Below are 11,916 nucleotides of genomic sequence, written 5' to 3' on the forward strand. Positions count from 1 at the left end.
TACACACCCTATTAAAAATTTTGATAGAGACTATCACTTTCTTCCATTTTACGCGACTAGTTATCCAGCGTAAACTCAATTTAACAACAAATGCATAGTTGAAATAAAAAAAATGGAGGAACTGGTATGAAAGCTTATTATAATTGGTTAATTGTAGTCGTTGCTACACTTGCACAGACTGCAGCAACGTTTGTGACGTATGGTATGGGACCAATCGCAACATTTTATCAAATTGAATGGGATTTAAGCCCATTCCAAACAGGCTTTATCGTTTCAGCTGTTAATATTGGTCCTATGTTTTCAATGATATTATTTGGATATTGGATGGACAAAAAGGGAGAGAAACTAATCATCGGATGGGGAGCGATTTTATTAGGACTCTCTGCACTAACACTAGTTTTCGTCAACAATTATATGGTCTTACTTCTGTTATTATTTTTAGTTGGGGTATGGTATGGAAGTGCTCAAACTGGTGGAAGTACGGCGATTGCGAAATGGTTTCCAGACAAACATAGAGGACTGGCACTTGGAATCAGACAGACGGGTATACCGATTGGGGGAGCCTTAGCTTCTGTCATATTAACGTATACATATTTTCATTTTGAATTACAAGCCGTGCATATTGTGCAAGGGATTGTTGCCATTGCGGGAGGTTTGCTTTTCTTATTCGCGTATCATGAGCCAAAAGAAAGCAATGTGACAGCAACTAAATCAGTGTCGTTTAAGGAGAAAATGCGTTCAATTAAAAACAATAAGGAACTTTACCCAATCTATATTGTAGGCATTGTCATGATGTCATTACAGATGGTCATCATTGCCCATTTTATGAGTTATCTACATCAAGAGGGGGACTACTCATTAACAGAGGCAGGAAAGTATTTAAGTCTTGTACTAATAGGTGGGATGATTGGACGGGTGGTCATTGCATGGCTGAGTGATCAATTCTTTGAGAACAATAGAGAAAGATTATTGTTTATAGTAATGGTTGTTACAGTTGTACTTACGGTGATTTTGCCACCGATCATGCATGCAAAATTAGTGATGCTACCATTCTGTTTTCTATTAGGATTTGTAGCAATTGGCTGGTATTCATTGTTTATTGCTTGTGTAACAGAGCAATCAGATCCTCGTTTTATAAGCTTAACGGTAAGTTCAGCCTTAACCTTAAATCAATTATTTATCGTGATCGCACCGTCCATGTTCGGTTTAATGGTCAATATATTCAATAGCTATCAGTTAGCTCTTTACATAGTAGGAATTACTGTTGCGTTAGGAGCTATTAATTTATACAGAGCTACAAAGAATAACGTAACTGATAATCGAGCGGTTTATTAATTAAATGTTAGAAAATGAATTGAGAGGTATCACTTTTGAATCATCAAAATGAATGGTAAAGTACTGTTTGTGGCAAATAAACAATAAAATAATGAAAGCCAAATTTTATTTCGATTTGTAATGGCAAATTCAAATTGCGGGGGGCATCAATAAAAATAAATGGAGAATTGGATCATCAATGTGATGGAGCAGTATGGCTACATAGGGATTTTCTTTTTAATTACTATTGAAAATATTTTTCCGCCAATTCCTTCAGAGATTATCCTAACGTTTGGAGGATTTATGACAACACATAGTGACCTTGAAATTTCAGGTGTTATTGTTGCTTCTACGTTGGGGTCTTTAGTTGGAGCTCTTGTTTTATATGGTATAGGAAGATCGGTGGACATCAACAAGCTCGAAACCTTGGTAAGTAAATGGGGCTTTTTACTGAGATTGAAGAAGGGGGATATTCGCAAAGCCAATGATTGGTTTTTGTCCCATGGCGTAGTGGCAGTTTTCTTTTGTAGGTTTGTGCCGCTTATTCGAAGTTTGATATCTTTGCCCGCAGGAATGGCTCGTATGCCATTGGGGCTATTTCTCTTCTTAACGACACTTGGTACAATGACCTGGAATGTAGTATTGGTGAAAGTAGGCGCTGCAGTAGGGGATTCTTGGGAACGAATTGTTTATTATTTAGATATTTATGCCGATATCGTGTATGGAATTCTCTTTATATGTTTACTATTGATGACAATTCGATTTGTTCGGAAAAGAAGGATAAGAAGAGCGCAAAGTTAATAATATGATATGCTACCTTTGAAACTGGATTGTTCAAGAGGGCACTGAAAAAATGTTTTTCAATAAATTCTCTAATAAAAATATGACTTTAAGGATTTAGCGCTCTAGCGTTCGCTTTCCGCAGGCACAGCGTAAGCCGCAACCCTCGCTTCGCGCGGTTTGTTGCGTCTTACGGCTTGTGCGTACTCCTGCCGCTACGTTTCACTCACGCTTTCGTCGCAAATAATGTTCCTGCAGGTGTTTTTTGTGCGAAAGTGAAGCGACAGCAACAGGAGTCTCACGCCGCCGGGCTAAATCCATGCTAAGTAAAATAATACTTTGCAAAAATATGCTATAAAAATACCCTAGTTTAGAGTTTTTCAGTGACCTTATTGTTAAACATCTATCTTGACTAAAAATTTTATAATAGCTATAGTAGACACATGATATCTCTAATTGGGGTGAACTATAAAGATGAAATATTCAAAAGCAACAAATTATGCACTACATACAATGTTATATCTCGCAATTACTACGCCAGAGAAACATGTAGGTGTGCATCAACTGGCTGAACGTCAAGAGGTTTCTACTACATATTTGTCTAAAATATTGACTAAACTTGTTAAAGCAGGGATGGTAGAATCAATTTCTGGTGCGAATGGTGGCTATAAATTAAGACCAGGTTGGGAGAGTATATCGTTTTTAGATATCATCCAGGCCATTGAGGGTCCTACAGCCTTATTTGACTATTGTATAAATCATGATCCTGAGTGCTTAATACAAAAAGTCATTTTTTCTGCTGAAGAAAAGATGTTAAATGAATTAAAACATCAAAAAATTGTTGATATAGCTAAGCAAATGAAAGTGGCTCCTTAAGCCACTTTATTTACCCTATCATTAGAGATATTAAAGAGTTTCAATATCCTTAATTGAATAGAAATTATATAATAGTCGAAGGTGGAGAAATATGAATATTTTTGATTGTATTATTGTTGGAGCAGGTCCAGCGGGGCTAAGCGCTAGTTTAACTTTAGGGAGAGCTAGAAGAAAAATTGCTGTATTTGACGATGGAACCAATAGGAATAGAGTTACACAAGAGTCACATGGATTTCTTACAAGAGATGGGATTAAACCACATGATTTTAAGGCAATTGGATTAAAAGAGTTGGAAAATTACCCATCCGTATCTTATTTCAAAACAACAGTTACTGAAATTATCAAGGATTCTGAGAATAATCGATTTATCGTAAAAACATCAGATGGCAAAGAGTTTGTTACAGAAAAAATAATATTAGCCACAGGTATTCAAGAAGTATTTTTTATACCAAGCATTAGAGAATATTATGGAAAAAGCCTTTTTAGTTGTCCTTATTGTGATGGCTGGGAGCTGCGAGATAAGCCTTTAATTGTAATGGCAGAAAATGAAGAGAATGCACTACATATGGCTAAATTAGTTTACAACTGGTCGAAAGATTTAGTTGTACTAACAAACGGAGTTGTAATATCTAAAGAAGGTGTCAAAGAATTACAAAAACGAAATATTAAAATAATATCTGAGCCAATAAAAAAACTAATAGGTAATGAAGGATATTTAGAAAAAATTGAATTTGAATCAGGGGATGTCATTTTTAGAGCAGGTGGGTTTGTATTGCCTTCTTTTTATCGTCCAAACAAATTTGTTGAACAGCTAGGGTGTGGAGTACAAGAAAGTGGAGTAGTTGTAACAGATGGTGCAGGGCGAACAACGCAAAATAATATTTATATTGCCGGAGAAACTGAAAAGTCCGGACCATCATCTTTAATGTTAGCTGCTGCCGATGGTAGTAAAGTTGCTTTTGCAGTGAATACTGATCTTACGATGGAACGTTTTTGATTTAATTATTATTGAAATTTTCTTTGCGGAGATCCTTGCTAGTGAAGGGGCGGGCAATATGAAATCAAACAATGGAGCTGGTATATGATGAAAGAACAATTTGCGTTTAGTTTCGAAAAGACCCTTATCTATGAGAAGAATGCACGAATTTCAATTCCCACATATGATACTTTATTCACAATGGTCCAATCTTATTTTCGTGCTCAATTAGGTGAAAAAGCAGCATCCTTGCTCGTAATTGGAGCGGGTGGGGGAAATGAACTTTCTGCCTGGGGACCGTCTAACCCACAATGGACATTTACTGGGGTCGACCCTTCTGAAGATATGCTTCAGATTGCTAAAAATAAATCAGATCAACTAGGTTTGGAAAGCCGTGTCAGACTTCTTCAGGGAACAACTGACGAGCTGCCACTTACAGATTCAAAGTTTGATGCGGCAAGTTGTATCTTAGTACTTCACTTCGTTAACGAGGAGCAAGAGAAAATAAAGCTACTCAAAACCATTAAGGATAATTTGAAACCGGGAGCTCCATTTGTACTCGTTAGCGCGTACGGAGACCCCGATGGTGAAGAACTTCAAGACAGAATAAACGTATGGAAAAGTTTTTTCCTAGATGCTGGCTACGAGAAATCAAAAGTGGACGAAATGGGTAAAGGTATTATGAATATTTCTTTCATTCCTGAAAATAAAATTAAATGGTTACTGGAGGAATCTGGATTCACAAATATAACCCAGTTTTATTCTACGGGGCTTTTTGCGGGATGGATTTGCCATAGGGAATGTTAACATATTTGATTTATTGTACTTAAAGACGTTGATCCTTGAATCAACGTCTTTTTATTGACCTTAATATACTAGGCTAGAAGAATAGTACATTAAAAAATGGGATTTATAGGAGCTTGTATTTTTTGTAAGGATAGTTATTATCTATTCCTGATTTTACTACAATATTGTTGACATTCGACCACATGAGGACCTGATTTCACCATACTATTACAAGGTGAAGTCTTTTCTTAGATTATAGACTAATGGCTGAGGTAAAAGAATCATTGGATGTTTACAATAATATGAAATATGAGGGGGATACCATGTATATAAAAAAGGCTATTTTAAACACAAACCAACTTACTAAAATGCAAAAATTTTATTGTGAGATAATGAATTTACCACTTATTACAAGCACTACTACATTGTTCGAAGTCCAAGTCGGAACGAGTATTTTATCTTTTATCCAATCAGAAAAAATGGAAGAGACACAATATCATTTTGCGTTTAATATTCCAAGCAATCTATTTAAAAAAGCAAAAGAATGGTTGCGAGCAAAAGTAGAATTGTTAGAAGAAGATGGTGCGGATGAAATTTTTTTCGAATGGAGTAATGCACATTCTGTCTATTTTTTAGATCCATGTGAAAATGTATTGGAGTTTATTGCGCAACATGATGTATCACCTTCAAGAGATGAAGAGTATTTCTCTTCAGACTTGATCGTAAACATTGGCGAAATGAATGTAACAACTGATGATGTTTTACTAGTTGGTGAAACCCTGAAACAATTAGGGATTCCAGTCGGCAAACATGCACAACTAGATGAAAAATCTTTGAACTTTATGGGGGAAAAAGAAGATGGCACCTTTTTATTGTTAGGACCAAGCGGGCGTACTTGGTATTTCTCTTCAAAGAAGGCCATTGTTAGCCCTGTTAAGCTAGAATTGAGTAATCATTTGACTCTAATTCTTGATAGTGAGGGTCACTTGTCAGCAATAAAAACAGATGAGCAAAAGTAGTATCTGGTAAACCTTACTAGTTTGGCGAGGTTTTTTATACCTTAATTAACCATGAAAGGTGAGTAAAGTTTTATATCGTTAAAGTGCTATTTGAATTGAAGTTTGAGGGGGTTAAAGTATGTTAGAAGGTATCAATGTCATCTTAAGAGATTTAACTTTTGAAGATGCCAGTCAAATAGAAGCTTTTGCATCCGATATTGAAGTTGCTCAAAATACATTAACAATTCCGCATCCTCTTCCAAATGACTCAGGCAAAGAATTCATACATTTTGCTCTAGACGCACAAAAGAATGGTAATCTAGTAATATATGCAATTATCGAAATAGAGACGAACCAGTTGATAGGCATTATTAATCTAATGATTCAACCAATCTATAAACGTGGTGAGCTTGGATATTGGATTGCAAAAGAATATTGGGGGAAGGGCTACGGAACTGAGGCAGCGAAATGTCTCATACAATATGGATTTGAAGAAATGAAGCTTCATAAAATATTCGCCAGAGCTTTTAGTTCCAACGTTGGGTCATACAAAATTATGCAGAAAATAGGCCTTCAATATGAAGGGACTTTAAAAGAACATGTATGTCGTGATGGGAAATATCATGATTTAGTAGTATATGGGCTACTGCAAAAAGACTTTCAAAATAGTTGCAAACAGCAGTCTTGATATTAAAGATAGATTTATGGAAGTAACGGCTACTTAAACTCAATTTCCGTAGCCTTATACTTCTAATTACATAGTTTTCTTTATAGTTTCCTATCTTATTTTTATAGTATGGATAATAGATCTTCTACGCTTTCTACAATAAATGAGGCACCTGTCTGTTCGATTTCTTCCAAACTTCCATACCCATATAGGACACCAATGCTGTGAATACCTTCTTTTTGTGCGCCAATTAAGTCGTGTTTGCGATCGCCAATCATAATAATTGATTCATTAGCGACTACATTTAATTGCGTAAGTACTTCATGAATTACTTCGCTCTTTTCATTACGACTACCATCTAAATTACTACCAACAATTACAATGAAATATTGAGCCAACTGAAAGTGATCTAAAATTTTTTCTGCAAAAATAGTTGGTTTTGAAGTAGCCACTGCCAACGTTTTCCCGGAATTTTTCAAGCTTTTTAGTAACTCTGGAATACCAGTAAATACAGAATTCTCATATAGTCCTTTATTAGCGTAGCGTTCTCTATAGTATCCTAGGGCTTCAGTGGCCTGTTTCTCTGTAAAACCACAAATTTCTTGAAAGGATTGAAGAAGTGGTGGCCCTATAAATGAAGCTAATGTTTGTGTATCGAGGGCAGGTGCCTTCATTTTTTCTAATGCATAGGCAATGCTCTTAGAAATTCCAGGGTAAGGGTCTGTCAATGTGCCGTCCAAATCGAATAAAATTGTTTGATATGCCATGTGATTTCCTTCCTTCTTTATATTTCTTAATACTGGTTATTATAGATTTTTTTACAAATGCAATTATAATTATATTAGGACAATGTGTAATTTGAAAACAGTGAATTTAAGATAAAGGAGGAAGCAGTTATGGATGAAGAGCAAAGTTCAATTTGGATTGATGCAAGCGTTGAAACTGTTTGGCGTGCTATTACGGATGAAAAGCAGTTACTACAATGGTATGCGCCAGGTTCGACTTGGGAAATTCCTCAATTGGCTGCAGGTGAAAAGATTACTTTCACATTAATGCCGAATGATCATAATCAATTATCGGAAAAGCTACCGATGACCTTAACGATCAATAGTGTAAGTATTAATGAGGAGTTTTCGTTTTACCTGGAAGTTCCGGAAACCCTAATAGTCATTTATTTGAAAGAAGATAAGGATGGTACAACTGTCTCTTTTAACATGGGAGGCTATGATGCTTCACTTACTAATTTGAAGGCATTATTAGAGGAGAAAGAAATACCTTTTGTGTAAAAGAAAAGTGAAAACAATTTCAGTTATTAAGTTTCATGGGAAAATATTTATTTTTCATGAAACTTTTTTGTTATTCATCAGTCTAACTACAAATGATTCTTTAGGGGGCGAGCCAGTTGATGAAAGAGCAGAAAGATGCTCGCTTAGCAGAAGCTATGACAGTATACGGTGATTATTTAATGCGACTATGCTACACATACGTACAAGACTGGTCAGTAGCCGAAGACGTGGTTCAAGATACATTTGTCAAATACTATGAAAAAATGGAGCAATTTCGTGAAGAATCATCGATTAAAACGTATTTGTATCGTATAGCGATTAATAATTGTCATAGCTATCTAACAAGTTGGCAATATAAAAAGCTACAAGTGATTGATTCTTGGAGCAAATTAATGGGAAATTCAATTGATCCAGTAAGCGCACTAATTGCAAACGAATCGGATGCTTTACTAGTTGCGGCGATTGAAAAGCTCTCAACCAAGTATAAAGATGTATTACTGCTATTCCACTTTGCAGATTTCTCGCTAAAGGAAGTTTCAGAAGCACTACATATACCTGAAAACACTGTCAAAACAAGGCTAAGAAGAGCACGCCAAATGGTTGGTTTGACGCTAGAGGAAGGGGGATTTGAATATGGATCCAATTCGTAATGCCATCAACAATGTCTATAAAGAAGGCAAGTTTTCAAATGAAAAACAAGCTGAAACGTTTCAAAAAATAAAACCGAAAAGGAAGCAATTTATCATCCCCTTAGTTGTCACTGTAATTGTAACTGGCTGTCTGCTAATAGGCCTGAATATACTGTTATCACAAGATAGTATCGAGAGTATTTTCCATCAAACCTCAACAACAAGTACAGAATCTTATCCTGAGTTTTCTGGGAAAGTGAAAGATTATACAGTGTTAAAACAACCATGGATGATTGTTGGAATAGTAGTAATAGTTATAACTTTTTTCTACGGGATATTTGCATTGACGAAAAAGTGGCTATGGCAATTATTGTTGAGTGTCATCATTATCATTGCAGTTTTAGGTAATATGTCAGAACACATTGGTTATCGATATTATGTTAAGAATGATGCGGATATATTGAGATCTTTGGATTGGGGTATATACTCATTTGGAGGATCTAAAGATACCCAATTTAATGATGCAATTACGATTAATCAATACCGTTTAGCTTATTTTACAAGAGGGGAATTACAAGGTGTTGCAATTTTTAAGAATGATGGAAAAGGGTATGCTATTGATTTTTTTATTCAAAGTGAGACGGATTTAATGAGTGCTGTTCATTTGAAAGATGTTCGACAGCTGATAATTCCACTACTAGAGGGGCACGAAATAGAGAAGTTGTTGATACAGATGGATGCCCAACAGATTGAGGTAGTGGTTGAATCTAATACCGCTCAATTAGTGGCAGTTCCTTATGAGATAGAAGCTGGGTTTTCTGAAATTAGTATTCAAGCTGTAAATCATGAAGACAATGTGTTTGAGCTTTATGGACCTTCAAATATTTTCACGTATCCTGTAATTTTGAAATAGTAGTTTTCATTGACCTACGAATCAATAATCTCTTGATTCGTAGGTCTTTTTAATGTTTTTATCGGGACTAGTGAAATTTCCTCTGGAATGTTTATTTTTATGGGTTTATTTCAAGAAAATAGTCTCTTATATCTTTTGGTAATTCCTCAACGGCAAGGATCTTTAATTTTGTTGTACCAGGCGTTGTCATAAATACATAAGATTTATGACCATATTCAAAAAGAGTAAACTGGCTGATGCTGTTTGGGCTTGTACCCAAACTACTGATAAATTCGAAATCTTCCTTTTTGAAATTGGCTTCATATCCCTCTAACATATGCCCTTGTGCCTTTTCAAAATCATCTGCAAATGAAATGGCTTGATACAATTCAAGTGAATTTTTCGGTGTTAAGATAAAATATAATAGGCCGACGTACCAATGGTTATAAAAACTACTAAAAAAGCTAATATTAATTCATTTAATGTTGGTTGTTTATTAAATCTCAATGTAGTCACTTCCTTTAGTCGAAAATACTTAATAGAATTCTTCGGTGCTTTCCGTTCCGGTTGGGCGCTTTCCAGGAGCGTCCTATTAGCCAGCTTCAGGCTAACACGATGTTGGTTACGAAGACGTGTGCTGCTGTCGCTCCGCTTTCACGCAGATAAATTGTCACAGGACGTGACCCATTTAGCCTTCGATCCACATTTTCGCCTTGCTCCAGGGTCTCATCTATGACGCTAATTGAGGGCACTGAAAAACTCTAAATTAGAATTATTTTATAGTATTTTTTTGCATAGGGATTATTCTACTATTCAAGGATTTTGCGCGGCGGCGTGAGACTCCTGTTGCTGTCGCTTCGCTTTCGCACAAAAAACATCTGCAGGAACAGCACGAGATGTAAGCCGCAACAAACCGCGCGTAGCGAGGGTTGCGGCTTACGGTGTGCCTGCAGAAAGGGAACGCCATAGCTCAAAATCCCCAGGTCAGATTTTTATTAGAGAATTTATTGAAAAAACACTTTTTCAGTGGCCTCACGCTAATTTCCCTAGGAGTCGCCCAGCTCCACTCAACACGCATTATAAAATCTTAAAGTACTTTAATCAAATGTCACCCCTGACATTGGGTAATGAACCTATATTATCCATTTTAGAGAGTGTGTGTTGGAAGGTATATAGAAATATTAAATGAAAGGTATAAAATAAAGTTTTTGAGTTAAACTGTCCTCGTATTGAAAGGAGGATTTAGATTGAGAATTAACTATTTTATGTATACTGCTATTATTTCTATAGTTTTATTAACAGGATGCGCAAAGAATGATACAGAAATTAGCAACAATACATCTGAGGAGTGGGCTTTTGCATTTGCGGCTTTGGATGGCTACATTTATCAAATAAGTGATGAATATGTAAAAGATATTAATAAAGAGCTTGGTGAAGTAACAACATATTCGGATGTAGAAGGAACATATGCTGGGAACTTCTCGAACGTATATGAAGAGGGAACGAAATATTACTCAATAAATGGCATCAGTACAAAAGAAGCAATTGCAATCGAAGAGGAAAATGGCACATATAGAAAAGCAGTGAGGGATGGAAAGGCCGTAGAAAATTAATGCTTTGTCAAATAAATATAGTGCTCCCTACGTCTTAGGTCTTAGATGAAATTAAAGCGGAGGGTCGTTATTATTAATTGCCTTTTTCAATAAAATGTATTTATAGGGATTTTTATTGAGGAGGAAATTAAAATGAAGAAACCACTTTTAATCGGCTTGGTATTCAGTGCCACCTTATTAATACTATCGGGTTGTATTTCGTTTGTTACTGAAGAAGATAAGGAAGAGTCCATTTCTGTAAAGAAGGATAAAGCGAAGGAATTAGATGTAGAACTAAATTTAGATTTAGGTGAAATAACGGTTCAAAAAGGTGCAAAAGAGTGGGTTGAGGGTAGCGCCATATATAATTTAAAGAAGCTGAAACCACAAGTTCAATATGATCTTCGTCGTGATATAGGTGAAGTTGTAATTGAACACAAAGATCAAAATAGGTTTAAAATTTCTGAAATAAAAAATGAGTGGAATTTAAAGCTAACGGATGAGATACCTATAAACTTATCGGTTAACACCGGCGCAGCAATGGCAAACCTAGATTTGCGAGGGTTAAAAATTCAAGATTTAGATATTGAAACGGGTGTAGGTGAACTTTCCATAGATTTACGTGGTGATTGGGAAAAAAGCTTTGAAACAGATATCGAAACTGGTGTGGGGCAAACTACAGTATACTTACCATCAGAGGTTGGCGTTAAAATCACCATCGAAAAAGGAATTGGAACAGCTAATGTAGTTGGATTTATTTCTAAAGGGGATAACATTTATGTAAATGAAGCATATGAGGATGCTAAGGTAATATTGACGGTTAACGCCGAGATGGGTGTTGGAGAAGTTTCCTTTGAATTAGATAAATAATCGATTATTTTCGTGGACTATTTCTTTAAGAGGTAGTCCACTTTATTTTTCCTTATTTACTTCACAATTTTGTCTGATATGAAGATAAAATAAAGATTTGATAAAGGTAGCATAAAGTTTTTTTACTATAGTTTAATGTCGTTGATTCTGCTTGTTTCCTGACTTAATATGGACATGTAAAGTTTATTAATAAGCGGATTTAAGGTTCTTTTAATTTGGCTAGAATAAAGTTATTACATGAAATAAATTA

The 11,916-nt window shown here is 35.6% G+C and carries 14 protein-coding genes; 12 read left to right on the top strand and 2 right to left on the bottom strand.

Features of this window, described 5'->3' with window-relative positions; all coding sequences use genetic code 11:
- The first annotated feature begins 126 nt into the window (after nucleotides 1-126).
- The 7 genes from ACIQ2D_RS13705 to ACIQ2D_RS13735 all read left to right on the top strand — a co-directional run bounded on the left by ACIQ2D_RS13705 (nucleotide 127) and on the right by ACIQ2D_RS13735 (nucleotide 6,418).
- Nucleotides 127-1,335, top strand: coding sequence for an MFS transporter (locus tag ACIQ2D_RS13705; RefSeq protein WP_402864891.1), 1,209 nt, complete (start codon nucleotides 127-129; stop codon nucleotides 1,333-1,335).
- 159 nt (nucleotides 1,336-1,494) lie between these two features.
- Entirely contained in the window at nucleotides 1,495-2,115 is a 621-nt protein-coding gene (locus ACIQ2D_RS13710; RefSeq protein ID WP_402864893.1) for a DedA family protein, read from the top strand.
- 453 nt (nucleotides 2,116-2,568) lie between these two features.
- Nucleotides 2,569-2,970: an Rrf2 family transcriptional regulator gene (locus tag ACIQ2D_RS13715; RefSeq protein WP_402864895.1), complete on the top strand. Its 402-nt coding sequence runs from the start codon at nucleotides 2,569-2,571 to the stop codon at nucleotides 2,968-2,970.
- Between the two features lie 91 nt (nucleotides 2,971-3,061).
- Complete coding sequence (locus ACIQ2D_RS13720) at nucleotides 3,062-3,967, top strand: NAD(P)/FAD-dependent oxidoreductase (protein ID WP_402864897.1); 906 nt, start codon at nucleotides 3,062-3,064, stop codon at nucleotides 3,965-3,967.
- An 84-nt stretch (nucleotides 3,968-4,051) separates the two neighbouring features.
- The gene (locus ACIQ2D_RS13725; RefSeq protein WP_402864899.1) at nucleotides 4,052-4,753 is read left to right on the top strand and encodes a class I SAM-dependent methyltransferase; all 702 of its coding nucleotides are present in this window, start codon (nucleotides 4,052-4,054) and stop codon (nucleotides 4,751-4,753) included.
- A gap of 302 nt (nucleotides 4,754-5,055) precedes the next feature.
- A complete protein-coding gene (locus tag ACIQ2D_RS13730) occupies nucleotides 5,056-5,751 on the top strand; it encodes a glyoxalase (protein WP_402864901.1) in 696 nt (231 codons plus the stop codon).
- 118 nt (nucleotides 5,752-5,869) lie between these two features.
- Nucleotides 5,870-6,418, top strand: coding sequence for a GNAT family N-acetyltransferase (locus ACIQ2D_RS13735; RefSeq protein ID WP_402864903.1), 549 nt, complete (start codon nucleotides 5,870-5,872; stop codon nucleotides 6,416-6,418).
- 101 nt (nucleotides 6,419-6,519) lie between these two features.
- Here ACIQ2D_RS13735 and ACIQ2D_RS13740 read toward each other — a convergent pair whose 3' ends face one another.
- Nucleotides 6,520-7,164: an HAD family hydrolase gene (locus ACIQ2D_RS13740; RefSeq protein ID WP_402864905.1), complete on the bottom strand. Its 645-nt coding sequence runs from the start codon at nucleotides 7,162-7,164 to the stop codon at nucleotides 6,520-6,522.
- A 129-nt stretch (nucleotides 7,165-7,293) separates the two neighbouring features.
- Between ACIQ2D_RS13740 and ACIQ2D_RS13745 the strand changes: the two genes are divergently transcribed.
- From ACIQ2D_RS13745 to ACIQ2D_RS13755, 3 genes are all read left to right on the top strand, one after another.
- A complete protein-coding gene (locus ACIQ2D_RS13745) occupies nucleotides 7,294-7,683 on the top strand; it encodes an SRPBCC domain-containing protein (protein WP_402864907.1) in 390 nt (129 codons plus the stop codon).
- Between the two features lie 119 nt (nucleotides 7,684-7,802).
- Nucleotides 7,803-8,333: a sigma-70 family RNA polymerase sigma factor gene (locus ACIQ2D_RS13750; RefSeq protein ID WP_402865110.1), complete on the top strand. Its 531-nt coding sequence runs from the start codon at nucleotides 7,803-7,805 to the stop codon at nucleotides 8,331-8,333.
- Nucleotides 8,317-9,225 carry a hypothetical protein gene (locus ACIQ2D_RS13755; protein WP_402864909.1) on the top strand — a complete coding sequence of 303 codons (909 nt, stop codon included), beginning with the start codon at nucleotides 8,317-8,319 and terminating at the stop codon, nucleotides 9,223-9,225. Before ACIQ2D_RS13750 ends, ACIQ2D_RS13755 begins: the two co-directional genes overlap by 17 nt.
- Before the next feature lie 97 nt (nucleotides 9,226-9,322).
- On the opposite strand, the gene ACIQ2D_RS13760 is transcribed toward ACIQ2D_RS13755, so the two are convergent.
- Complete coding sequence (locus ACIQ2D_RS13760; protein ID WP_402864911.1) at nucleotides 9,323-9,592, bottom strand: hypothetical protein; 270 nt, start codon at nucleotides 9,590-9,592, stop codon at nucleotides 9,323-9,325.
- A gap of 859 nt (nucleotides 9,593-10,451) precedes the next feature.
- Here ACIQ2D_RS13760 and ACIQ2D_RS13765 point away from each other — a divergent pair.
- Together ACIQ2D_RS13765 and ACIQ2D_RS13770 are read left to right on the top strand one after the other, a co-directional pair.
- On the top strand, nucleotides 10,452-10,817 hold the full coding sequence (locus tag ACIQ2D_RS13765) for a hypothetical protein (RefSeq protein WP_402864913.1): 366 nt from the start codon (nucleotides 10,452-10,454) through the stop codon (nucleotides 10,815-10,817).
- 132 nt (nucleotides 10,818-10,949) lie between these two features.
- A complete protein-coding gene (locus tag ACIQ2D_RS13770) occupies nucleotides 10,950-11,666 on the top strand; it encodes a toast rack family protein (RefSeq protein ID WP_402864915.1) in 717 nt (238 codons plus the stop codon).
- The last annotated feature ends 250 nt before the right edge of the window (nucleotides 11,667-11,916 follow it).

The sequence above is a fragment of the Lysinibacillus sp. NPDC097287 genome (genome assembly GCF_044761695.1).
GTDB lineage: Bacteria > Bacillota > Bacilli > Bacillales_A > Planococcaceae > Lysinibacillus.